Here is a 22,939-nt window from a genome sequence, read left to right as displayed (position 1 = left end):
AACATCCTTCTATCTTTATACATTTTTTCATATCTTATATAACAACCATTCCTGTCCAGATATTAGGAAAGTAAAAAATGCAAAATGGGGAGAGTGGTAACTTGGGGAATAAAATATATGTATTAGATACAAATGTGCTGTTGCAAGATCCGTATTCCATCTTTTCATTTAAAGACAATGAGGTGGTTATTCCGGCGGTCGTGCTCGAGGAAGTTGATTCAAAAAAAAGGTACATGGATGAAGTCGGCAGAAACGCCCGGCAAGTATCGAAGCTGATCGACCGCTTACGCGAAAATGGGAAGCTGCATGAAAAAATTCCCCTCGAAAACGGCGGGGTGTTGCGCATTGAGTTAAATCACCGTTCTTTTCAGCAGCTGCAGGAAATTTTTGTGGAAAAAACGAATGATAATCGTATTTTGGCGGTTGCCAAAAATTTATCGCTTGAGGAACAGGCGAAGGAAAATGGCCGCTCTGTTATTTTAGTCAGCAAGGACGCGCTTGTGCGCGTCAAAGCAGATGCGATCGGACTGCAAGCAGAAGATTTTTTAAGCGATCGTGTTGTTGATGTCGACCACATTTACACTGGGATTCTTGAACTATACATAGGGAAAGAGTACCTGCAGCGGTTTTACGACAAGGGAGAACTAGTTTTAGCCGACATTGCCAATCATCCGTTTTATCCAAATCAATTTATCATTATGAAAGACGCATTTGGCAGTTCTGCTTCGGCCATCGGCATCGTTGACCATAGCGGCAAAAAAGTGAAAAAGCTTGTGTTTCATCATGAGCATGTATGGGGGATTCGCCCGCGCAACGTACAGCAAACGATGGCGTTTGAACTGCTTATGCGCGATGACATCCAGCTTGTCACTTTGATTGGCAAAGCGGGAACAGGAAAAACGTTGCTTGCTCTTGCGGCAGGATTGATGCAGACGGAAGATTTACGCACGTATAAAAAGCTGCTTGTCGCCAGACCAATTGTCCCAATGGGAAAAGATATCGGCTTTTTGCCGGGGGAAAAAGAAGAAAAATTGCGCCCGTGGATGCAGCCGATCTTTGACAATCTCGAATATTTATTTAACACAAATAAACCTGGGGAATTGGACGCGATTTTAGCAGGAATGGGCTCGATTGAAGTAGAAGCGCTCACCTATATACGCGGACGCAGCCTACCAGAACAGTTCATCATTATTGATGAGGCGCAAAACTTAACGAAGCACGAAGTAAAAACGATTTTAACGCGTGTCGGCGAGAAAAGCAAAATTATTTTGATGGGCGATCCGGAGCAAATCGATCACCCGTATTTAGATGAATATAATAACGGCTTGACGTATGTCGTGGAGAAATTTAAAGATCAAAAAATTGCCGGGCATGTTCGCCTGATCAAAGGGGAGCGTTCCGCATTGGCGCAACTTGCTGCGGATATATTGTAAAAAAAACCGGATGTCCCTCCATACGGGACATCCGGCTTTAACGGATGACAAAGCGACGGACATGGGTAATTGGTGCTTCACGGTTGGAACCGTCGCCAAAATAAAAATGTACAGGCCCATCTTCTCGCAGCGGTTTCCCGTCTTTAGAAAAACCGAGAATCGCTTCATAAGCTTGTTCAAGCGGAATCGTTACCTCGTTATGTTCGGTCACAATCGTCAGTTCTTTTGCATCCGGAAGCGGTTGCGCGTTGCGCAGAAAAGGAGCGAGCGGCATCGCAAACGTCCCCGTAATGATTTTTTCCTTCAAAAAGCGTTTTTCTGTCTTTAACGTTGGTGGAAAAACGGCCCCTTCTTGAATTTCCCGGTCCCAAAAAGCAGACAGCTTTTTAATTTCTTCCTCTTCGTCTTGTTGTTCATGTTGCTGTCCATGAGAAGGGTTTAAAAAATAAGTATTTAAATCTATTTTACGGTCGTCAAAAATCCATACTCCTGGGTCCAACGTAATAGTAAATTTTACATTTCCCGTTATAAGAATAATATCATTCATTTTCGATCCTCTCCTCTACATCAGCTGCTGTTTTTAGTATAATGGTAAATGGACAGTTTGTCATGCGCAAGTCATGTTTATATCACTTTTTTCTGAAACGGAAGATGTCTACGCCGATGGCGGTTTCATTTCTATCGCCACAATTGACAAGTGTTTCAACTTGCAAAATTGCACGTTTCACGTTAAGATTTAAAGAAGGATTAGGGGAGAACGGAGGGATCGATGTGACAGACGAGGTCATTAACTATCGTGACAAAGCGTACGCGCTCCTGCAAGCGGATGCAGATAAAATTGTCAAGCTCATTCAAGTGCAAATGGATCATCTGACGATGCCGCAATGTCCACTCTATGAGGAAGTGCTCGATACGCAAATGTTCGGCCTATCACGGGAAATTGATTTTGCCGTGCGTCTTGGCCTAGTTGACGAGAAAGAAGGAAAAGCGTTGCTCGACCGGCTCGAGCGCGAACTTTCCGCGCTTCATGAGGCGGTAATAAAAAAGCGCGTACGATAAAAATAAATTTTTAGCTCAAACGGTTGGAAAACGCAATCGTTTGAGTTTTTCTGTTTTTAAGAAGGAAAACGAACAATGGTTACGAATGATTTAATGTACATACTAGCAATAAGGAAGAGGAACGATGGATAAGGAGCTTATCAAAAAGGTTTTAAAATGTTACGACTATCCGTTGATTATCGCAATCGTGATCCTTTCACTATTTGGATTGATCATGGTTTATAGTTCGAGTATGATCGCAGCTGTTATTCGCTTTAACGTGCCGAGCGACTATTTTTACCAACGGCAAAAGCTATGGCTTATCGTCGCGTTTATTGGTTTTTTCATTACGATAATCGTTCCGTATAAAGTATGGGCGAATGAAAAGTTGATTAAATTTATCTTTGTTGTCTCTCCGATTATATTAATCGCGGTAGCATTTCTTGGACATACGGCGAACAACGCAACAAGCTGGTTTCGGTTTGGTGGGTTAAGCATACAGCCGGCCGAGCTGGTGAAGCTCGGGTTGATCGTTTATTTAGCGGCGGTATTTGCCAATAAACAAAAACGGCTGGCCGATCCTGTGAAAAGCAATTTATTCCCGATTTATTATACATTGTTTATTTGTTTTTTAATTGCGATCCAGCCCGACTTTGGCACGGCGATGATCGTGTTGGTGATCGCCTCGAGTTTAATTTTGTCATCAGGGTTGCGGCTTCGGCTGCTGTTTAAGCAGCTGCTGTTCTTTATGCTTATGTTTCTTATGATGTCTCCGATTATTTTCCCTCTCTTTGGCGATAAAATTTTTTCTAAGGAGCGGATGTCCCGAATTTATAGCTTTTTAGATCCGTTTAAATATGCCGATAACGAAGGGTTTCAGCTCGTTAATTCGTATTTGGCGATTGGATTAGGAGGAATAAAAGGACTAGGGCTGGGAAAAAGCATTCAAAAATACGGATATTTGCCTGAATCTCATACCGATTTCATCATGTCGATTATCGCGGAAGAATTAGGCCTTTTTGGCGTAACGTTTACCCTGGGGATTTTAGCGTTTATCGTATTGCGGGGATTCTGGATTGCGCGAAAATGCAACGACGCGTTTGGCAGCCTGCTTGCTATTGGAATTTCGGTGATGATCGGGTTTCAAACATTTATTAATGTCGGCGGTGTAGTCGGGATCATTCCGATTACGGGAGTTCCGTTGCCGCTTGTTAGTTATGGTGGCTCCTCGCTTATCTTATTTATGACTTCGCTTGGAATGCTCGTCAATGTCTCGATGTTTACCAAATACGAAGAACGTTACAAAAAAAAGGTAAAGACGGTGCAAAAATTGCAAAAAAAAGGTCTGACTTTTTAGAGAACGTATTTACAAAAAACGAAAACCGTTATAGTTTTATTAGAAAGGAGGAGAGGAGAAACTATGAAAACGCGTCGAATTAACAAAGTACTTGTGGCAAATCGTGGAGAAATTGCCATTCGTGTCTTCCGTGCCTGCACAGAGCTAGGCATCCGCACTGTCGCTATTTATTCGAAGGAAGATACAGGTTCATATCATCGCTATAAAGCGGATGAAGCGTATTTAGTCGGCGAAGGGAAAAAGCCGATTGAAGCTTATTTAGATATTGAGGGCATTATTGAAATTGCTAAAGCACACGATGTCGATGCGATTCATCCGGGTTACGGATTTCTTTCGGAAAATATTCAATTTGCCAAACGGTGCCGAGAAGAGGGGATTATTTTTATCGGCCCGAATGAAGAGCATTTAGATATGTTTGGCGATAAAGTAAAAGCCCGCCATCAGGCGGAATTAGCAGGGATTCCGGTCATTCCGGGAAGCGACGGGCCGGTACACAGTTTGGAAGAGGTCATGCGCTTTGCGGAAACGCATGGCTATCCGATTATTATTAAAGCGGCGTTGGGCGGCGGTGGCCGCGGCATGCGCATCGTCCGCTCGAAATCGGAAGTAAAAGAGGCATTCGAACGTGCTAAATCCGAAGCGAAAGCCGCATTTGGCAGCGACGATGTGTACGTGGAAAAACTCATTGAAAGGCCAAAACATATTGAAGTGCAAATTTTAGGAGACTATGAAGGGAATATCGTCCATCTTTATGAACGGGACTGTTCCGTGCAGCGCCGACATCAAAAAGTGGTGGAGGTAGCGCCGAGCGTCTCGTTATCGGATGAATTGCGGCAAAGAATATGTGAAGCCGCGGTCAAACTGATGAAAAACGTCGGATATGTGAACGCAGGAACGGTAGAGTTTCTCGTATCCGGAAATGATTTTTATTTCATCGAAGTCAACCCGCGCATTCAAGTGGAACATACGATTACGGAAATGATCACTGGAATTGATATCGTTCAATCGCAAATTTTGATTGCCGACGGATATTCGCTTCATAGCAAAGAAGTCGGCATTCCGAAGCAAGAAGATATTCGCATTAACGGGTATGCGATTCAGTCGCGCGTCACGACGGAAGATCCGCTCAACAACTTCATGCCGGATACAGGAAAAATTATGGCATACCGTTCCGGCGGGGGATTTGGCGTGCGCCTTGACGCAGGCAACGGCTTCCAAGGAGCGGTTATTACACCGTATTACGACTCTTTGCTTGTGAAACTGTCCACATGGGCGCTCACGTTTGAGCAAGCCGCAAGAAAAATGTTGCGAAACTTGCGGGAATTCCGAATCCGCGGAATTAAGACGAACATTCCGTTTTTAGAAAACGTCGTACAGCATCCGAAGTTTTTATCAGGAGAATATGATACGTCGTTTATCGATACGACACCGGAGCTGTTTATCTTCCCGCGCCGGAAAGACCGCGGCACGAAGATGCTGACCTATATTGGAACCGTTACCGTAAATGGCTTCCCTGGAATCGGGAAAAAGAAAAAACCGGTATTTGATAAACCACGCATTCCGAAAGTAAGCTATGCAGAGCCGTTTCCTAGCGGGACGAAGCAAATTCTTGATGAAAAAGGCGCAGAAGGGCTTGTTAAATGGATTAAGGAACAAGACCGTGTATTATTGACGGATACGACATTCCGCGATGCCCATCAATCGCTGCTTGCAACCCGTGTGCGCACGATTGATTTGGTCCGTATTGCTGAACCAACGGCGCGCTTATTGCCAAACTTATTCTCGCTAGAGATGTGGGGAGGAGCGACGTTTGACGTTGCTTACCGCTTTTTAAAAGAAGATCCGTGGGACCGCTTGCTAAAATTGCGCGAACGAATTCCAAATATTTTGTTTCAAATGTTGTTGCGCTCCGCCAACGCTGTCGGCTACAAAAACTACCCGGATAATGTCATTCGTGAATTTGTTGAAAAATCAGCGCAAACAGGCATTGACGTGTTCCGTATTTTTGACAGCCTAAACTGGGTAAAAGGGATGACGGTAGCGATTGACGCCGTGCGGCAGACAGGCAAAATCGCCGAAGCGGCTGTCTGCTATACAGGGGATATTTTAGATCCAAGCCGTCCGAAATATAATCTGGATTACTACAAAACGATTGCGAAAGAGCTCGAGCAGGCAGGCGCGCATATTTTAGCGATTAAAGACATGGCTGGCCTGTTGAAGCCGGAAGCGGCTTATGTGCTTATTTCCGCGTTGAAAGAAACGGTGGATATTCCGATTCATCTTCATACGCACGATACGAGCGGCAACGGTATTTATATGTATGCAAAAGCGATTGAAGCGGGCGTCGATATTGTCGATGTCGCCGTCAGCTCGATGGCGGGCTTGACATCGCAGCCGAGCGCCAATACGCTTTATTACGCATTAGAAGGAACAAGACGGGCGCCGGAGATCAACATTCAAGGGCTCGAGCAGCTTTCCCGTTATTGGGAAGACGTGCGGAAGTATTATCAAGAGTTTGAAAGCGGCATGAATTCTCCGCATACGGAAGTGTATATGCATGAAATGCCGGGCGGACAATACAGCAATTTGCAGCAGCAGGCCAAAGCGGTTGGACTTGGCGACCGCTGGGATGAAGTGAAAGAAATGTACCGCCGTGTCAATGACTTGTTTGGCGATATCGTCAAAGTTACTCCATCTTCCAAAGTCGTCGGCGATATGGCGCTTTATATGGTGCAAAATAATTTAACGGAGCAAGATATTTTCGAGCGCGGTGAAACGCTTGACTTCCCGGATTCGGTCGTGGAGTTTTTCGAGGGATATTTAGGGCAGCCGCACGGCGGATTCCCAAAAGAATTGCAGCGCATTATTCTAAAAGGGCGAGAGCCGATTACCGTTCGGCCTGGGGAATTGCTAGAGCCGGTAGATTTTGATCGATTAAGAGAAGAATTATACCATGCTCTTGATCGTGAAGTGACTGATTTTGATGTGCTGGCCTATGCCCTTTACCCGAAAGTATTTTTAGAATATGCAGAAACGGTCAAAAAATATGGCGATATTTCGGTGTTGGACACGCCGACCTTCCTATATGGAATGCGCCTTGGCGAAGAAATCGAAGTAGAAATCGAAAAAGGAAAAACGCTGATTGTCAAGCTCGTTTCGATCGGGCAGCCGCAGGCGGACGGAACGCGCGTCGTCTATTTTGAATTAAACGGACAACCGCGCGAAGTGATTATCCGCGATGAAAGCATTAAATCGGCAGTCGTCGAGCGCATTAAAGCAGACCGCACCAATCCGAATCATATTGCGGCGACGATGCCGGGCACAGTGGTCAAAGTGTTGGTAGAAAAGGGCGAAAAAGTGAATAAAGGCGATCATTTAATGATTACGGAAGCGATGAAGATGGAAACGACGGTGCAGGCACCATTCTCGGGCATTGTCAAAGATATTTATGTGAAAAATGGCGATGCTATTCAAGCGGGAGATTTATTAGTTGAATTGACGAAATAAAATAAAGCGCTTGGGTCAATCCCAAGCGCTTTATTTTAACAATATCGATGCAACCGTGTTGACCTGCCGGTTTGTTTCTTCCACTTTCTGCCCACGGTTTCTGCTTCGGAAGGCAATCATCGTTAAATAGCTGAGCACTCCAAACAAGCAGGAAATGAAGAAAGCGTGCGCCAACGCAATAAACAAATTTAACTCCGTAAATACAATTAGCGCTCCTGTTGCCATTTGCGCTAAAACGAGAACAAAAGCAATCAACCATCCGTAGTAAATGGCGCGTTGATGTTTATAATATTTTACTGCCCGTACGGTCGCAATTGCAATCCAAATAATGATGAGCGCCGCAGCAAGGCGATGTCCCATTTGCACCCATTCATGAAGCTGCACAGGGATGATGCGTGCTTTCGTGCAAATCGGCCAGCTTGGACATGCCAAACTCGCATGCATATGACGTACCAATGCACCAGTATAAACAACGATATAGGAGTAAATGATGACGCCGTAAATATGAAATTTCATTTTTCGATCCAATACAATCGACTCGGCATCAAATTTTTTGTCGATTTCAAAAATAAGCAACATCAGCAAAAAAACGGCTGCGAAGGAAATAAGAGAGATTCCGAAATGCAGCGCAAGGATAAAATCGGATTGCCCCCAGACGACGGCGGCAGCGCCGATTAATCCTTGCAACACGAGAAAGACAAAGGAAACGATCGCTAAGAACTTTGTTTCGCGAATATGCCCGATTGCACGCCATGCCCAGACAGATAAAACAAGCACCATGATTCCTGCTAAACCGGATACGAGACGGTGGCTCAGTTCAATGATGAGTTCGGGCGTAATGTGCGACGGAATTAGTTGGCCGTGGCAAAGGGGCCATGACCGTCCGCATCCCATGCCAGAACCTGTTTTGGTCACTAGCGCTCCTCCAATAAGGACAAATAACATCGCCAATGTTGTAACAGATGCAAACCACTTTAAAGAACGCTGCAAAATCTTCACCTTCTTGTATTGAGAAATCATTATTTTGTCAATAATTTAGTAAAGTATACATCTATCTTACAAGAAAGAAGCAAAAACGGCAATTTCGCCAAATACATTTTACATGATGATGCGTTAAAAAACAAAATAACGTTTACATATTGAATAAGTTTAATAAGTTTGCTAGAAATATTAATGGGGCATGCAATGAAATGATTTCTCCTTTGTAATCCGAAAATTTGACACAAATTATTCAAAAAAAGTTCACAATATGCAAAAAAAATGTGATTTAATATAAAGAGAAAACAGTTTTTTTATTCTAAGAGTAGCAATTTTTTGTTATATAACCAATACTTTCCTGTCAAGTCGAATGTTAGTAGTGGCAGAATAGAGTAAATACTTGTAACATGGCACCGTTTGCAGTCGATAAATCCCTAATAGAATATGGGCGGTGCAGCGAGGAGGAACAGGAGAATGTCGAATTTAAAAACAATGCAGGAACATGCTGCCCATGCGGGAGACCGCCCGCGTGTCAATATAGCAACTATTTGGAAAGAACTTTCCTCCGTCATCAAAATAGGAATCGTCAACTCAAATTTAATCACTACTTTTACTGGACTATGGTTGGCGCTCTATTTTACGGGGGAACGTTTTTTGGAAAACCTTCATATTGTGTTTTTTACGTTGTTTGGGGCTGGACTCGTTATTGCCGGTTCGTGCAGCATTAATAACTTTATCGACCGCGATATCGACCAGTTTATGGAGCGGACAAAAACGCGGCCGACCGTAACGGGAACGATGGAACCAAAGCGGGTGCTTTGGCTTGGAATCGCCCTAGTAACGGTAGGAACGATGAGCCTGCTAATGACGACGGTCACGGCTGCTGTTGTCGGGTTAATCGGCATGATCACATACGTATTTTTGTATACGATGTGGTCGAAGCGAAACTATACGCTTAATACCGTTATCGGCAGCATTTCCGGCGCTGTGCCGCCGGTAATCGGCTGGACGGCAGTAGACCCAAGCTTCCACGTTTTTCCGATCATTTTATTTTTAATTATGTTCCTATGGCAGCCGCCGCACTTTTTGGCGCTGGCAATGAAACGGTGCGAAGAGTACCGTGCTGCAGGCATCCCAATGCTTCCTGTTGTCCATGGTTTTGCGATGACAAAGCGGCAGATCGTTGTCTGGGTTGCGTGCTTATTGCCACTGCCATTTTATATGTTCTCATTAGGCGTGCCGTTTTTAACGGTTGCTACGTTATTAAACGTGGGATGGCTTGCATTAGGGCTTTATGGATTTAAAATGAAAGATGACTTAAAATGGGCAAAGTGGATGTTTATTTATTCGCTTAACTATTTAACCATTTTATTCGTGGCGATGGTCATCGCTACCCTTTGGTAAACAAAAGCGGTTTAAAATTCTTTCCATTAAGCGAAAGAATTCATATATATTTTATTTCATCAATAGAAAGAGGGGTTTGATTAGGCTATGAAGAAATGGCTACATAACTGGCGCTTATTTTCTCTTTTTAGTATGATGGCGCTTCTGTTAGCTGGCTGCGGCAAGCCGTTTTTGTCGACGCTTCAGCCGGCAGGCGAAGTAGCAGACATGCAATATTCGCTGATGCTGCTTAGCACGGCCATTATGGTGCTCGTTGTTGTGGTTGTAACGATTATCTTTGTGTACGTTGTCATTCGTTATCGGCAACGTAAAGGCGAGGAAAACAAAATTCCAAAACAAGTGGAAGGGAACCATAAGCTTGAAGTGATTTGGACTGTTATTCCGATTATTCTATTGCTTATTTTGGCAGTTCCAACGGTTTATGCAACCTTTAAACTTGCGGACGTCAAACCAATGAACAAAGAAAAACGCGATAAACATACCGTTGTTGTTAACGTTCGCGCTAATCTTTATTGGTGGGAATTTGAATATCCGGACTATGGAGTGATTACAAGCCAAGAACTAGTTGTCCCAACCAATGAGCGAGTATATTTCAATTTAAAATCTTCCGATGTCAAACACTCGTTCTGGATTCCAGCTGCCGGTGGAAAAATGGATACAAACATAGAAAACAAAAACCAATTTTGGCTTGAATTTGACCAAAAAGCGGCTGACAAAGCTGGGGGCATTTTCTATGGGAAATGTGCGGAGCTTTGCGGTCCATCCCATGCATTAATGGACTTTAAAGTTAGAGCGCTTCCACGCGCTGAGTTTGACGCTTGGATCAAAAAGATGCAAAATGCGAAAAAACCAGTTGTCACAGATCCGGTTGCCAAACAAGGGGAAGCAATTTTCAATAAAAGCTGTATTGGCTGCCATGCGGTTACCCCGTTGGACAAACGCCCAGAACAAGCACGTACAGCGCCAAACTTGGCAAACTTCGGCGATCGCACGCGTATTGCCGGTGTTTTAGCACATAATGAGGAGAACCTAAAGAAATGGCTGAAAGATCCTGAAAGTGTAAAACCTGGCAACAAAATGACAGGCAAATATGGCCAATTAACGGATGAGCAAATTAATGCTTTAACGAAATACTTAATGAGTCTAAAAGTTGAATAACAAGTGGAATTTCTATAAAAAGGAGGTTAAATCCGTGAGTACAACAGCTCGCAAAAAGAGCATTATATGGGACTACCTTACAACGGTCGACCATAAAAAAATTGCCATCCTTTACTTAATTGCTGGCGGTATTTTCTTCGTCGCGGGTGGCGTTGAAGCACTTCTTATTCGTATCCAGCTTGCAAAGCCGAATAATGATTTCCTAGTCGGCGGTTTATATAACCAAGTATTAACTATGCATGGTACAACAATGATTTTCTTGGCAGCGACACCGCTGTTATTCGCATTGATGAATGCGGCTGTGCCAATTCAAATTGGTGCGCGTGACGTTGCGTTTCCGTTCTTAAACGCATTAGGTTTTTGGTTGTTCTTTTTCGGGGGACTTTTCCTAAACTGTTCTTGGTTTTTAGGCGGAGCTCCTGATGCGGGTTGGACGTCTTATGCTTCGCTGTCATTGGAATCACCAGGACACGGAATTGACTTTTTCTTATTGGGTTTACAAATTTCCGGTTTCGGTACATTAATTAGCGGTATTAACTTCCTAGTAACCATCGTTAATATGCGTGCTCCAGGCATGACATTCATGCGTATGCCAATGTTTACTTGGGCAACATTCGTTGCTTCTGCGTTAATCTTATTTGCGTTCCCGCCATTAACGATTGGGTTGCTTTTGCTGATGTTGGACCGCTTATTTGGCAGTAACTTCTTCCATGCGGCGTTAGGCGGTAATACCATTATTTATGAACACTTATTCTGGATTTTCGGCCATCCAGAAGTATATATCTTAGTATTGCCGGCATTCGGTATTTTCTCTGAAATTATTCCGACTTTCTCTAAAAAACGTTTATTCGGATACTCTTCCATGGTATTTGCGATTGTATTAATCGGTTTTTTAGGATTCATGGTGTGGGCGCACCACATGTTTACAGTTGGTATGGGACCAGTTGCGAACGCAATTTTTGCGGTTGCGACAATGGCTATTGCTGTTCCGACAGGTATTAAAATCTTTAACTGGTTATTCACGATGTGGGGCGGAAACATTCGCTTTACAACACCAATGTTATACGCTGTTGCGTTTATTCCTTCTTTCGTTATGGGTGGAGTAACTGGAGTTATGAATGCGACAGCACCGGCTGACTATCAATATCATGACAGCTACTTCGTCGTTGCTCACTTCCACTATGTCATTGTTGGTGGAGTAGTATTTGCTATCTTAGCTGGTACACATTATTGGTGGCCAAAAATGTTCGGCCGAATGTTAAGTGAAACACTTGGCAAAATTACATTCTGGTTATTCCTTATCGGCTTCCATTTAACGTTCTTTATTCAACATTTCCTTGGATTAATGGGGATGCCGCGCCGCGTATTTACTTACTTACCAGGTCAAGGTTTGGAAACTGGAAACTTAATTAGTACAATTGGTGCATTCTTTATGGCTGCCGCTACGGTTGTTCTTGTAATTAATATTATTATTACAACAGTTAAAGGCAAAAAAGCGGAAGCAGATGCTTGGGGAGTCGGACGTACGCTTGAATGGGCGGTTTCTTCGCCAGCACCTGAATACAACTTTGCGCAAATTCCGCTTGTTCGCGGTTTAGATGCTTTTTGGCTAGAGAAAATGGAAGGGAAAAAAGGATTAACTCCGGCAGAACCGCTTGGAGACATCCATATGCCGAACCCTTCATTCTTGCCGTTTGTCATTTCACTTGGACTGTTTATCGCTGCGTTTGGTTTCTTGTATCATAACGACCGCTCTTGGGGTTTGCCGGTAGCAATTCTTGGATTAGCGATTACCTTTGGTTCTATGTTCTTGCGTTCGATCATTGACGACCATGGTTTCCACATACCTAAAGACGAGATTATCGAAGCAGAGAAAAAGGGGGTTAAGGCATAATGCACGCAGAGGAAAAATTAACGGCGGAAACATTCCCAGCATCGCCTGAAAGAGCCACCCTCGAAGGGAAAAATAAATTTTTAGGATTTTGGTTTTTCTTAGGGGGGGAGACAGTTCTCTTCGCCTCCCTCTTTGGCACTTTCATCGCGCTGAGAGATAAGACGGCTCAGGGACCGACATCGCATGATTTGTTTGAATTGCCGCTCGTGTTTGTTGCTACCATGCTCTTATTAACAAGTAGCTTAACGAGTGTTTACGCTATATATCACATGAAAAACTTTGACTTTAAGAAAATGCAGCTTTGGTTTGGCATTACTGTATTGCTAGGTCTAGGCTTTCTGGGATTGGAAATTTTCGAGTTCAATCATTATGTGCATGAAGGTTTAAAATATTCAACAAGCGCATTTTCATCTGCTTTTTATACGCTAGTCGGTCTGCACGGAAGCCACGTTGCATTTGGTTTATCGTGGATTTTAACCCTTATGATCCGCAACGCAAAGCGTGGTTTGAACCTTTACAATGCGCCAAAGTTTTATGTGGCAAGCCTTTACTGGCACTTTATTGACGTCGTATGGGTATTCATTTTTACCGTCGTATACCTAATGGGAATGGTGGGGTGAATATATGGTGAATCAAACAAATTCCGGAAATGAGCGTGTTGATTTAGCATATCGTCGCAGAAAAAATGCAGAGGAAATGAAACACCAAGTTATTTCCTTTGTATTAATGATTTTGTTAACGTTGATTGCATTTTTTGCGGTCGGTTATGACAAATTTTCGCATTGGTTTTCCGTTCCATTTATTTTCCTTCTTGCTGTTGTGCAAGTGATGTTCCAATTGTATTATTTTATGCATATGAGCCATAAAGGACATGAAATGCCAGCGGTGTTCCTGTATGGTGGTGTATTTGTAGCCTTCTTGACCATTTGGGCGTTTGCGACCGTTGTTTGGTGGTAATAAAAAAGGAAATCAGCGTTTGCTGATTTCCTTTTTTTCATAAAACAAAAAAGACTTTATTATCTAAATTGAAAACAAGAATGGACTGGCCCATTCCAAACAGGTTGGTTGATAGCGCTTAACAATAGACAAACGATAGGAGTGTAGTATAATGAAAAGAGAACGAATTGAGGTGAGATGAAGATGGCATCATTAAGCATGTTTGGTTTTGTCGCGCTATGGAGTCCCTATTTTCTTGCGTTTCTATTGTTGATTACGTGTCTTTATTTTATGATCGTCGGGCCGTGGAGAACTCGCTTTACAAAGGAAGGGCCGCCGACACGCAAGCAGAAAGCATATTTTGTCGCGGGTATCGTGTTGCTTTATATTTGTGTAGGTTCGCCGATTGATTTGCTAGGGCATTTGATATTTAGCGCTCATATGATACAAATGGCGATATTAAGTTTTATGGTTCCACAATTGTTTATTTTAGGAATACCAAATTGGCTGTTTGAGCGGGTTTTCCAAATTCGCCCATTAAAGGCAGCAGTAACGTTTTTGACAAAGCCGCTTATTGCGATCGTTTTATTTAATGGCTTGTTCTCGTTTTATCACGTCCCATTTATTTTTGACTTAGCGAACAGCCATGCGCTTTATCATGCGGTAATTACCACGATGATTTTTATCGCTGCATGGATGATGTGGTGGCCTCTCCTTAATAAAATGCCAGGCTGGCAGTCTCTTAGCGGCCTCAAGAAGATAGGCTACATTTTTGCAGACGGCGTTTTATTAACTCCGGCGTGTGCCTTAATTATTTTCGCGAATAAGCCGCTATATGCGACTTATTACGATCCGCAAATGTGGATGAAGTCGCTTGCTCTTTGCGTTCCCGCTGGGACATTAGCTTCTCTTGATTTATCAGGACCACAGATGTTCTTTTCAATTCCGCTTCTTTATGACCAGCAGCTTGGCGGAGTATTAATGAAAATCATTCAAGAAATTGTTTACGGTACAGTGCTCTTTTTCGTCTTTGTGGATTGGTACCGAAAAGAGAGGGAAAAGGAAAAATTGGAAACTGCCGTATCGCCATACCCTTCTGAATCATAATGTTTGATCGAAACATTGTTGTTCATTTAAACTGCAAACTGCTGGATCATTAACAATATAATAATAATAAAAATTAGGTTAATAAGATTAAAATGACACAGAGAGGAACGGGATATGAAATATTCATTGCCAATTTTGCCGACTATTAGTACGAGCTGTATCGTCATTAGCGCAGCATTAGTAGCGTACGGCTGGTATTTAATACGCAAAAGAAACATTGAAGCGCATAAAAAGGTGATGCTGACAGCGGCGGCATTTGCTTTATTGTTTTTTATCATTTATCTATTGCGGACTGTTTTCATTGGCAATACAAGTTTTGGCGGTCCTGATGATGTCAAAGTGTATTATACCATCTTTCTAGTGTTTCATATCGTTTTGGCAACCGTGGGGGCTATCTTTGGCATCGTCACCATTTGGACGGGATTAAAAGATATTCGTGCCCGTCATAAGCGGCTCGGGCCGGTTACAAGCATCGTATGGTTTTTTACGGCGGTGACAGGGGTTGCTGTCTATTTGCTTCTTTACGTATTTTATAAAGGCGGGGAAACAACATCGATGATTAAAGCGATCTTAGGTTTTTAAACCCGGCAGCTATGTTGTCGGGTTTTTTCTTCATGGTGGCAGCTTGGCGAAAAACGGCATATATTTATAAAACATCCTATGATTGGTGTGAGGCAAGGGAATAGGAGGGGAGATAGGGATGAAAACGGGTGCCATCCGCCTTCGCAAACGGAGTGTTGCACAAGCTACGCTGCACACGGTTGTGATGATGTGTTTGCAGGGCCGAAATGAAATCATCGCTGATGATTGTGAAGTTCATATCGTTGTTGCCGATGATGGCCACTGTACGGTTACCGTATCGTTAGTAATGAAGCCGGAAGCACCGCTTCTTTTATTGTGCCAGCAAATACAAAAGCATATCGCAGAGGAAATCGCGTTCATGACTCCTTTTACCGTGGACGCGGTACATGTAGTGGTGAAACGCTTGGATATATAAAAAACGCATGAGAAAAATCACTCATGCGTTTTTTATATGGACATAGGCTAGGCAGCAGTGTTTCTTCCTAGAAACTAGCCGTTTAGTCTTGAATTTTGTCAAGCTCTGCTTTTACTTGCGCTAAAATGGTTTGACATTGACTGACGAGGGAAGAAGGGAAATGCTCGTCCTCCCCGTATTCAACGCCGTGCGGGTAGTAATATTTTCCTAAAATAGGCGTAAGCAATTTAATCAAGGCATAACGGGAATCGACGTCTCCCTCAACCGCATATCCTTGCACGCGCAGATAAAAAGTATCTCCTTTGATTTGGAATTTGCGGTCGTATGTAACTCTTTCATAGTCCCATTGAGAGGCTCTGACGAACCCAAAATGTTCCATGACGTCATCTAAGCGGGAAAGCTCTACTGTTTGATTTTCAATGCCAGTATTTTCAAATTTCATGTTTCTTCCTCCTAACAACACGATATGCTAGTACACGAAAAAGAAAATGTTCCTTCATTTATAATAGTATGAAAGTGACTGGATTTTCAATGAATTGTTTACTATTTTGTCCGTTGGAATAAATTTTTTTGTTTTGCGTTTGTTATTTTTTTTTATTTGGTGAGAATAAAAGCGGAAAGGAGGCAGCACAAGATGAAAAACTCCTGCTTGTTTTTTTATTAGCTGTGGGAATATGGGGAGGAAGCATGCCAAGTATCGCCCATGGTCAAGGAACAACTACATATATTGTTCGACCGGGGGATACGCTGTGGAAAATTTCCGTCCGCTATCAAGTCGGATTATCGGAAATTATTAGGGCGAATCCGCAATTTCCCAATCCCAACTTAATTTATCCAGGACAAAAAGTATACGTCCCTATTTTAGATGATGTGAAACAAATTGAAAATGAAGTTGTCCGTCTTACGAATGAACAGCGGGCAAAATATGGCCTTCCCCCGCTGAAAATTGATTGGCAGCTCGCGCGGGTAGCACGTTACAAATCTGCTGATATGCGCGATAAAAACTATTTTCAACATAACTCGCCGACATACGGCTCGCCATTTACGATGATGGAAAATTTTGGAATTAGTTACCGTTCAGCAGGAGAAAATATTGCCGCCGGTCAGCGAACCCCGCAGGAAGTGGTTAACGCATGGATGAATAGCCCAGGGCATCGTGCCAATATTTTAAACAAAGGATTTACTCATATTGGAGTCGGTTATGCCAAAGGTGGTTCTTATGGACATTATTGGACGCAAATGTTTATTGGTAAATAAATAAAAGGAGAGACGGACGATGCAAACAGTGCGCGATGTCATGTCTACAAACGTTGAATATTGCACACCTGTTGATAATGTGTACGAAGTGGCCGTAAAAATGCGTGATTTAAACGTCGGAGCGGTCCCGATTGTGGATCACGGGAGATTAGTCGGAATGATTACCGACCGTGATATAGTTGTACGCGGCATTGCGGAAAAACGTCCCGGCTCCACCCAAGTAACAGAAATCATGAGCGATCAATTAATTATGGTAACTCCTGATACTTCTGTACAAGAGGCAGCAGAGCAAATGGCGCGGCACCAAATCCGCCGTCTTCCGGTGGTGGAAAACGGCCGGCTCATAGGCATCGTTTCTCTTGGTGATCTAGCGACTAATCGCTATTCTGACGAAAGTGCCGGCCGAGCCTTAACAGAAATTTCAGAAACTGAGTTCTTTCATTAAGTAGCATGTACGGATTCCTCTAAAATGCAGGGGAATCCGTTTTTGCGTTTTTTTGCGCACGAAAAATGGCTATAATGGCAATAAGATATCTATTTTCGGAAAGCGAGAGTTGCTATGTGAAATGGTTTTTTCTTGTTTTACTGCTGCTAATTGGATTTTACTATTTTACCCCGAGTCCGCCGCCACTTAGTCCACCGCAAGAAACGAAACTGAAGGACTATATAGTGAAAGAACCAAAAATCCAAAACGGCATCATTGCCATGATTGGAAAGACGGAGCAAGAGGTAAAAAAGAAATTCGGCGCGCCGACACGCAAAGATGCTTCTGCTTATGATTACGAATGGTGGATTTACAATCGAGGAGCAGGCACCTATTTTCAAATCGGAATCATGGCCGGACGCGTTGTTACAGCGTTGATATGTGGAGAGCATGTGAATGTAAAGCCATTTTACATCGGCCAACCGCTGCAGGAAGTATTTAAAACGATGCCCGTTTTGTCGAATGTAGAAATAAAATTAAGCACAGGAACATACCGCTTTGAGTTATCGGAGCAGGACTATGCTTCCCGGCCGATTGTCAAAATCGGCAGCATCTATGCACAATTATATGTCGATCGTTTTACTGGGAAGATTTCAAGCATTCGCCTTATGACGGGAGAAACGTTCGTAAAAATGAGACCCTATGAGCTGGTGTACCGCGGCAGTTTACCTAATCCAGCCCCTTTATCCGCAAAAAAACAACGGGAAGTAGAATTGGCGAATGCAAGACAAATTTTTGATATGACGAATATCATTCGCCAACGCTACCATGTGAATCCAGTTCGTTGGAATGAAAAAGCGGCAAATGTCGCCTATTTGCACAGCAAGGATATGTGGGACCATCACTTTTTTTCCCATGAATCGCCGCGGTACGGCGGTCTGCAAGATCGGCTGGCAGCGGCAAATATAAAATTTCACATAGCCGGAGAAAATATTGCCGCACATCAGGTGGATGGTATTGAAGCAGTAGAAGGGTGGCTGAACAGCAAAAACCATCGCGAAGCATTATTAAACGGGCAATTTACTGATCTTGGTGTCGGCGTTTCTGGTGATTATTATACGCAAGACTTTTTGCGGCCATGGTAATAAAGATGATGTTGCTGATGGGGAAAAAATGGGCGCACGTTAATCCGCCATCTACGATAGTATATGGTAGATAGGCATGAGTGGATAAAGGGGGAGTAGGTAGTCGATGGCCAAACATCTACATCCTTCGGTAGAAAAGTTTAAACAATTTGTAAAAAAACACCCGAAAATCATTCAAGAAGTGCGCAGCGGAAAAAAGACGTGGAAAGAGTTTTACGAAGATTGGTATTTATTTGGCGAGGATGATGAAATATGGGAACCGTATAAACAAGACAGGTCATCGGTGAAACAAACGGGAAAAGGAAACAAAAAGTGGTTTGAAAAAATTGCTAATATGCTGCAAAATATCGAATCAGATGAAGTACAAAAACATTTGGAAAGCGTTCAGCAAGCGATTGTTGCCATCCAAAATATTATTGCTCAATTTCAAGGGGCGGAAAAACAGCATACGCGTGCGGCAAAAGATGAGCATCCGTTTTCGTTCCGCAAAGATTAAGGGGGGAGCCAATGAGGAAAGAAGTAATGCAATATATTCGCACAAAAAAAATGTTGCAATCGTTTATTCGCGAACAGCCGCGTTGGTATCGCCTTCTCTCCCGCTACCCGCACAAGTTGCAGTCATTTGAACTAGAAGCGATGCATTACTATGAGCAGACGATTCCGCATAAAGTAGAGAAAATTGCTAATTCTTTGCAGATGGCTTCATTGATGCTTCATATGTTTCAAGCGATGCGCGACTAATTTTTTGACAAAAGGCAAAGACTATTTCTCAAAGGAGTGATGTCTTTGCCAAAACGAATGATGATGTTATGTTTGTTTTTTGTTGGTTTGTTAGGAGCGTGCGGGAATGATAAACCGGCACCGCAGACAAATATGCACAATGTCGCGCACGCGATGGCAAGCGACAGCAAATGGCTCCATGTGAAACACCTTGTGAAAGGGAACGATGTTTTTATTGAATGCGTGGCCGCTAATTTTCCGTTTCAAAAAGGGAAAAATGGAGGGCATATTAATGTCTATTTAAACGGCCAGAAAATCAATGAAGTATATACGGCAGCGTTTATGTTGCGGGGGGTACCGACCGGAAAACATGCGATTCGGCTTGAGCTTGTGTATAATGATGGAAAAATCACCGGAATGTCGCATGAATTTACCGTAACGATCCCGTAAAGAAAGGTCTGACAAAGAAGTCAGACTTTTTTTATGTTTACTGTCTGGCCGTTTGGCCTTCCTCACTTCCCATTTTCCTTCTTCTCGTGGTATCATTACATTGGAGGTGCCAATAACGTGATCATTGCTACTCTCGAACGTATCGAGATTTTAGATAAAGCAGAAGCATTAGCGAAAATGATTGTACAATCAGAAGTGGCGGAAGAATATCGCCGCTGTTTGCGACGTCTGAAGGAAGACCGCGCTGCCCAAGATATTATTGCTCGTTTTGCGAAAGCGAAGGAGCGTTATGAAGAGGTGCAGCGCTTTGGAAAATATCATCCCGATTACCATAATGTAATAAAAGAAGTGCGTGATGCAAAGCGTGAACTCGATTTTCATGAGACGATTGCCGCTTTTAAAAAAGCGGAAAACAATGTTCAGGAATTGTTGGATGAGATTAGTGTATTAATTGGCAAGGCAGTATCTGAGCAAATTAAAGTCCCGACAGGAAATCCGTATTTTTTGTCTACAAGCTGTTCCGGCGGTTGCGGAGCGGGAGGAAGCTGCGGCTGCCGCACATAGCAGAAAAGGGGAATGATGGTATGTTTCCAAAACGACAAGGAATTATCGTTTGGCTTCATTCGTTAAAGCATAGCAAGCATTTGCGAAAATTCGGCAACATTCACTATATTTCTAAGCGGCTAAAATATGTGGTTTTATATTGCGATATGGAGCAAGTCGATGAAATGATGAAAAAGCTTGCTTCCTTGCCATTTGTAAAACGGGTTGAACCATCTTACCGCCCATTTTTAAAGTTGGAGTTCGAATCTAAAGGAGAAAAGGAAAAAGAAAACTCCTCTTATCCATTAGGGTATTCCACAGACTAAAAGAGGCTGTCCCAAAAGGTCGGTAAAACGACCTTTTGAGGACAGCCTCCTGCTTTTGTTTTTACATTATTTGTCTATTTTTTACTTTCTCAAAGGATCTGCTTCTTCTTATCCCCGTATTTATCCCCGTATGTTCTCCCTTTTTCTTTTTATTGGGTGGACGGTGGCCGCCCACTTTCTCAAATTGTGGGCAGCACAAATAAGCCCCCATTCCACGGTAATTTTTGGGAGCCCTCTTAACAAAAAGCGCTGGAATTGCTGGTTATGCTTGATTTGCCCAAACACCGGCTCGTTTTCGATTTGCCGTCTTCGATATGTCGCCGCCCCTTCTTCCGTGGACAGCCGTTCCCGAATCTCCTGCCGTTGTTGTTGATTCTTCAAAGAAACGCGGATGGTTTTCGTGTCTTTGCCTTTGGCGCATGCCGTTTGAAACGGGCATCCGGCACATGCCGTACAACGATACGTCCGTTTGACGGTAACGTACCCGTTGTCGGTCGTTTCCTTCCGTTCATACACAAACACCAACCGTTCCCCTTTGGCGCAAATCCACTCATCCAGCTCCTCATCATACGTCATGTTCTCGATTCGGCCGATCTCTCTCGCCCACGCTTTCGTTTGTTCCCGGTCCAGCGTGTTGTACTTGATCAGGGCGACGATCTTCTTTTTCTCGCAGTACGTGTAGTTCTCCTCACTCCCATAGGCGGAATCCGCAATGGCCCGTTTGGGCATTGGTCGTCCATAGGCGGCCAATTGCTCCAAATGTGGAATGAAACATCCGGCATCCCCCGCCCGTTGATGCACGCTAAACCCAACGATAAATTGGTTTTCTGTTCCTATTTGTACATTGTATCCCGGTTTTAGCTGCCCATTTTTCATATGGTCGTCTTTCATCCGCATGAATGTCGCATCCGGATCCGTTTTCGAAAAGCTGTTCCGTTCGCCCAACACTTCTTTGTATTCTTCATACTTCTTCTTACGGGGGAGAAGATCTTGCTCCAATTGCCGTTTTGCTTTCTTTAACGTGCGATTCTTCGGCTCTTTCTTTAGGCGTTCTTCCACTTGTTCGATTACGGCTTCGATCTTTTCGGACGTAATCGGTGAAGCTTCCAGTTTTTCTTGAAAATCCCCTTCTTGTTCCGCCTCTTCATCTTCTTTCGCCACCTGTTCGATCGAGGCAACGATTTGCCGGAATTTCTCCTCCAGCTTCTGATCGTACTTTTCCGTTGATTTGCGCCAAACGAACGTGTATTTGTTGGCATTGGCCTCGATTTTCGTTCCATCCAGAAAGTAATCCTCTAGTTTGACGAACCCTTCTTGACGCAGAAGATCAACAATGGAGAAAAACGTTTCGTAAATGACGTCCTTCATCCGTTCCGAGCGAAATCGGTTGATCGTGCGGAAATCCGGTGTTTGATGGCCGGATAGCCACATAAAGTAAATGTTTTCTTTCAACTGCTTGGCGATTTGGCGAGAGGAGTAGATCCGATTGGCGTAGGCATACAGGATGACTTTCAACATCATTTTCGGATGATAGGCTGGGCGGCCTCCACCAGGATAGAGGGAAACGAGCAGAGCCGGATCCATTTTTTCCACTGCCAGATCCACGATCCGGCAAAGATGATGTTCCGGAATGAGAATTTCAAGATCCATTGGCAAAATGAGTTGATCTCGGTTATAATAAATGTACATAAGAAAACCGTCCTTTCTTGGTAGGGTTGTGGTGACTTTATTATACCAAAAGAGGAACGGTTTTCTTATTTTTTTTCGAAAAAAAGGAGGGTGTCCGAAAAGCGAACGCTATGCGAACACTTTTGGGACACCCTCTTTTTTCGTTATTGGAGAGGAGGGATAAAGCGGTTCATTCGCATAATGCCGATTAAATGTTGATAATATAAATCCAATTCCGCGAAAAAGGTGGAAGGTTTTACTTCCAAATGAATAATTTCCGTTCCTAGCTCCTTTGCCAGTTGGGCAAATAGCTCATAGCGCTTGTTCGGCTTTACGTACGGATTTGGGATTCCTTCGCGACAAATGTAGAGAGGCTGGAAATCCCCAGGATCGGTCGGATGCAATACGACGACGCAGGACGTTACCGGTTTTCCATTTTTCACTGTATGAAAAGCAAAAAGCCCAGATAAACGGTGGCGATTTGCTCTAGCAAGCTCGATTAATTCGTATATATCCGAATATCCTTCCCCTAGCTCGATAAAACGCTGAATCATCGATATCCCCCTTATGATATGGTCCATACATAACTTTAATTGT

25 protein-coding genes are annotated in these 22,939 nt (G+C 43.4%); 20 read left to right on the top strand and 5 right to left on the bottom strand.

Annotated elements, in window-relative coordinates:
- Nucleotides 1-101: 101 nt before the first annotated feature.
- Nucleotides 102-1,433, top strand: a complete 1,332-nt coding sequence (locus tag BDD39_RS12420) for a PhoH family protein (RefSeq protein WP_166911068.1) — start codon at nt 102-104, stop codon at nt 1,431-1,433.
- 37 nt (nt 1,434-1,470) lie between these two features.
- Here BDD39_RS12420 and BDD39_RS12415 read toward each other — a convergent pair whose 3' ends face one another.
- A complete protein-coding gene (locus BDD39_RS12415; RefSeq protein WP_166911066.1) occupies nt 1,471-1,980 on the bottom strand; it encodes a peptidyl-prolyl cis-trans isomerase in 510 nt (169 codons plus the stop codon).
- Between the two features lie 224 nt (nt 1,981-2,204).
- On the opposite strand from BDD39_RS12415, the gene BDD39_RS16465 reads away from it, so the two are divergent.
- The 3 genes from BDD39_RS16465 (at nt 2,205) to pyc (ending at nt 7,335) form a co-directional block, all read left to right on the top strand.
- On the top strand, nt 2,205-2,492 hold the full coding sequence (locus BDD39_RS16465; protein WP_166911064.1) for a DUF1507 family protein: 288 nt from the start codon (nt 2,205-2,207) through the stop codon (nt 2,490-2,492).
- A 124-nt stretch (nt 2,493-2,616) separates the two neighbouring features.
- Complete coding sequence (locus BDD39_RS12405) at nt 2,617-3,828, top strand: FtsW/RodA/SpoVE family cell cycle protein (RefSeq protein WP_166911063.1); 1,212 nt, start codon at nt 2,617-2,619, stop codon at nt 3,826-3,828.
- Between the two features lie 63 nt (nt 3,829-3,891).
- Complete coding sequence (gene pyc, locus BDD39_RS12400; protein WP_166911061.1) at nt 3,892-7,335, top strand: pyruvate carboxylase; 3,444 nt, start codon at nt 3,892-3,894, stop codon at nt 7,333-7,335.
- A 30-nt stretch (nt 7,336-7,365) separates the two neighbouring features.
- Here the strand turns inward: pyc and BDD39_RS12395 are convergent, their stop codons facing one another.
- Complete coding sequence (locus tag BDD39_RS12395; protein WP_166911059.1) at nt 7,366-8,325, bottom strand: COX15/CtaA family protein; 960 nt, start codon at nt 8,323-8,325, stop codon at nt 7,366-7,368.
- 462 nt (nt 8,326-8,787) lie between these two features.
- Between BDD39_RS12395 and cyoE the strand changes: the two genes are divergently transcribed.
- The 8 genes from cyoE to BDD39_RS12355 all read left to right on the top strand — a co-directional run bounded on the left by cyoE (nt 8,788) and on the right by BDD39_RS12355 (nt 15,809).
- Nucleotides 8,788-9,717 (top strand): heme o synthase, encoded by a 930-nt coding sequence (gene cyoE / locus BDD39_RS12390; protein WP_166911057.1) that lies wholly within the window; start codon nt 8,788-8,790, stop codon nt 9,715-9,717.
- 87 nt (nt 9,718-9,804) lie between these two features.
- Nucleotides 9,805-10,875, top strand: coding sequence for a cytochrome c oxidase subunit II (coxB, locus tag BDD39_RS12385; RefSeq protein ID WP_166911055.1), 1,071 nt, complete (start codon nt 9,805-9,807; stop codon nt 10,873-10,875).
- Between the two features lie 34 nt (nt 10,876-10,909).
- Nucleotides 10,910-12,769, top strand: a complete 1,860-nt coding sequence (gene ctaD / locus BDD39_RS12380; protein WP_166911053.1) for a cytochrome c oxidase subunit I — start codon at nt 10,910-10,912, stop codon at nt 12,767-12,769.
- Nucleotides 12,769-13,389: a cytochrome (ubi)quinol oxidase subunit III gene (locus BDD39_RS12375; protein WP_166911051.1), complete on the top strand. Its 621-nt coding sequence runs from the start codon at nt 12,769-12,771 to the stop codon at nt 13,387-13,389. The genes ctaD and BDD39_RS12375 overlap by 1 nt, the downstream gene beginning before the upstream one ends.
- Before the next feature lie 4 nt (nt 13,390-13,393).
- Nucleotides 13,394-13,726 (top strand): cytochrome c oxidase subunit IVB, encoded by a 333-nt coding sequence (gene ctaF, locus BDD39_RS12370; protein WP_166911049.1) that lies wholly within the window; start codon nt 13,394-13,396, stop codon nt 13,724-13,726.
- A 183-nt stretch (nt 13,727-13,909) separates the two neighbouring features.
- Nucleotides 13,910-14,812 (top strand): cytochrome c oxidase assembly factor CtaG, encoded by a 903-nt coding sequence (gene ctaG, locus BDD39_RS12365; RefSeq protein ID WP_166911047.1) that lies wholly within the window; start codon nt 13,910-13,912, stop codon nt 14,810-14,812.
- Nucleotides 14,813-14,926: 114 nt separating this feature from the next.
- Nucleotides 14,927-15,394 (top strand): DUF420 domain-containing protein, encoded by a 468-nt coding sequence (locus BDD39_RS12360; protein ID WP_166911044.1) that lies wholly within the window; start codon nt 14,927-14,929, stop codon nt 15,392-15,394.
- A gap of 118 nt (nt 15,395-15,512) precedes the next feature.
- Nucleotides 15,513-15,809 (top strand): Asp23/Gls24 family envelope stress response protein, encoded by a 297-nt coding sequence (locus BDD39_RS12355; RefSeq protein ID WP_166911042.1) that lies wholly within the window; start codon nt 15,513-15,515, stop codon nt 15,807-15,809.
- Nucleotides 15,810-15,891: 82 nt separating this feature from the next.
- Here BDD39_RS12355 and BDD39_RS12350 read toward each other — a convergent pair whose 3' ends face one another.
- Nucleotides 15,892-16,251, bottom strand: coding sequence for a YugN family protein (locus BDD39_RS12350; protein ID WP_166911040.1), 360 nt, complete (start codon nt 16,249-16,251; stop codon nt 15,892-15,894).
- Nucleotides 16,252-16,496: 245 nt separating this feature from the next.
- On the opposite strand from BDD39_RS12350, the gene safA reads away from it, so the two are divergent.
- The 8 genes from safA to BDD39_RS12310 all read left to right on the top strand — a co-directional run bounded on the left by safA (nt 16,497) and on the right by BDD39_RS12310 (nt 20,674).
- Complete coding sequence (gene safA, locus BDD39_RS12345) at nt 16,497-17,066, top strand: SafA/ExsA family spore coat assembly protein (RefSeq protein WP_166911038.1); 570 nt, start codon at nt 16,497-16,499, stop codon at nt 17,064-17,066.
- A gap of 19 nt (nt 17,067-17,085) precedes the next feature.
- Complete coding sequence (locus BDD39_RS12340) at nt 17,086-17,511, top strand: CBS domain-containing protein (RefSeq protein WP_166911036.1); 426 nt, start codon at nt 17,086-17,088, stop codon at nt 17,509-17,511.
- Between the two features lie 116 nt (nt 17,512-17,627).
- Entirely contained in the window at nt 17,628-18,635 is a 1,008-nt protein-coding gene (locus BDD39_RS12335) for a CAP-associated domain-containing protein (RefSeq protein WP_166911034.1), read from the top strand.
- 106 nt (nt 18,636-18,741) lie between these two features.
- Nucleotides 18,742-19,131: a YlbD family protein gene (locus tag BDD39_RS12330; RefSeq protein ID WP_166911032.1), complete on the top strand. Its 390-nt coding sequence runs from the start codon at nt 18,742-18,744 to the stop codon at nt 19,129-19,131.
- A gap of 11 nt (nt 19,132-19,142) precedes the next feature.
- On the top strand, nt 19,143-19,376 hold the full coding sequence (locus BDD39_RS12325) for a YlbE-like family protein (RefSeq protein ID WP_166911030.1): 234 nt from the start codon (nt 19,143-19,145) through the stop codon (nt 19,374-19,376).
- Nucleotides 19,377-19,415: 39 nt separating this feature from the next.
- Nucleotides 19,416-19,805, top strand: coding sequence for a hypothetical protein (locus BDD39_RS12320; protein ID WP_166911028.1), 390 nt, complete (start codon nt 19,416-19,418; stop codon nt 19,803-19,805).
- A gap of 117 nt (nt 19,806-19,922) precedes the next feature.
- Nucleotides 19,923-20,369, top strand: coding sequence for a YlbF family regulator (locus BDD39_RS12315; protein ID WP_166911026.1), 447 nt, complete (start codon nt 19,923-19,925; stop codon nt 20,367-20,369).
- A 20-nt stretch (nt 20,370-20,389) separates the two neighbouring features.
- Nucleotides 20,390-20,674, top strand: coding sequence for a YlbG family protein (locus tag BDD39_RS12310; RefSeq protein ID WP_166911024.1), 285 nt, complete (start codon nt 20,390-20,392; stop codon nt 20,672-20,674).
- A 120-nt stretch (nt 20,675-20,794) separates the two neighbouring features.
- Here the strand turns inward: BDD39_RS12310 and BDD39_RS12305 are convergent, their stop codons facing one another.
- A complete protein-coding gene (locus BDD39_RS12305; protein ID WP_166909013.1) occupies nt 20,795-22,363 on the bottom strand; it encodes an IS1182 family transposase in 1,569 nt (522 codons plus the stop codon).
- Nucleotides 22,364-22,506: 143 nt separating this feature from the next.
- Nucleotides 22,507-22,896, bottom strand: coding sequence for a DUF7147 family protein (locus BDD39_RS12300; RefSeq protein WP_166911022.1), 390 nt, complete (start codon nt 22,894-22,896; stop codon nt 22,507-22,509).
- Nucleotides 22,897-22,939: the final 43 nt, after the last annotated feature.

Source organism: Saccharococcus thermophilus, assembly GCF_011761475.1.
GTDB lineage: Bacteria > Bacillota > Bacilli > Bacillales > Anoxybacillaceae > Saccharococcus > Saccharococcus thermophilus.
The sequence above is the reverse complement of the archived record's forward strand: the minus strand, read 5'-3'. Positions and strand labels throughout refer to the sequence as shown.

Bases quoted from the DNA above. Each gene is read 5' to 3' on its own strand.
- BDD39_RS12405 (WP_166911063.1), top strand. From the start codon at position 2,617: ATGGATAAGGAGCTTATCAAAAAGGTTTTAAAATGTTACGACTATCCG.
- ctaF (WP_166911049.1), top strand. From the start codon at position 13,394: ATGGTGAATCAAACAAATTCCGGAAATGAGCGTGTTGATTTAGCATAT.
- BDD39_RS12305 (WP_166909013.1), bottom strand. From the start codon at position 22,363: ATGTACATTTATTATAACCGAGATCAACTCATTTTGCCAATGGATCTT.
- safA (WP_166911038.1), top strand. From the start codon at position 16,497: ATGCCAAGTATCGCCCATGGTCAAGGAACAACTACATATATTGTTCGA.
- BDD39_RS12320 (WP_166911028.1), top strand. From the start codon at position 19,416: ATGTCTTTGCCAAAACGAATGATGATGTTATGTTTGTTTTTTGTTGGT.
- BDD39_RS12350 (WP_166911040.1), bottom strand. From the start codon at position 16,251: ATGAAATTTGAAAATACTGGCATTGAAAATCAAACAGTAGAGCTTTCC.
- BDD39_RS12355 (WP_166911042.1), top strand. From the start codon at position 15,513: ATGAAAACGGGTGCCATCCGCCTTCGCAAACGGAGTGTTGCACAAGCT.
- ctaG (WP_166911047.1), top strand. From the start codon at position 13,910: ATGGCATCATTAAGCATGTTTGGTTTTGTCGCGCTATGGAGTCCCTAT.
- BDD39_RS12300 (WP_166911022.1), bottom strand. From the start codon at position 22,896: ATGATTCAGCGTTTTATCGAGCTAGGGGAAGGATATTCGGATATATAC.
- BDD39_RS12310 (WP_166911024.1), top strand. From the start codon at position 20,390: ATGTTTCCAAAACGACAAGGAATTATCGTTTGGCTTCATTCGTTAAAG.
- BDD39_RS12325 (WP_166911030.1), top strand. From the start codon at position 19,143: ATGAGGAAAGAAGTAATGCAATATATTCGCACAAAAAAAATGTTGCAA.
- pyc (WP_166911061.1), top strand. From the start codon at position 3,892: ATGAAAACGCGTCGAATTAACAAAGTACTTGTGGCAAATCGTGGAGAA.
- BDD39_RS12330 (WP_166911032.1), top strand. From the start codon at position 18,742: ATGGCCAAACATCTACATCCTTCGGTAGAAAAGTTTAAACAATTTGTA.
- BDD39_RS12375 (WP_166911051.1), top strand. From the start codon at position 12,769: ATGCACGCAGAGGAAAAATTAACGGCGGAAACATTCCCAGCATCGCCT.
- coxB (WP_166911055.1), top strand. From the start codon at position 9,805: ATGAAGAAATGGCTACATAACTGGCGCTTATTTTCTCTTTTTAGTATG.
- BDD39_RS12360 (WP_166911044.1), top strand. From the start codon at position 14,927: ATGAAATATTCATTGCCAATTTTGCCGACTATTAGTACGAGCTGTATC.
- BDD39_RS12415 (WP_166911066.1), bottom strand. From the start codon at position 1,980: ATGAATGATATTATTCTTATAACGGGAAATGTAAAATTTACTATTACG.
- BDD39_RS12340 (WP_166911036.1), top strand. From the start codon at position 17,086: ATGCAAACAGTGCGCGATGTCATGTCTACAAACGTTGAATATTGCACA.
- cyoE (WP_166911057.1), top strand. From the start codon at position 8,788: ATGTCGAATTTAAAAACAATGCAGGAACATGCTGCCCATGCGGGAGAC.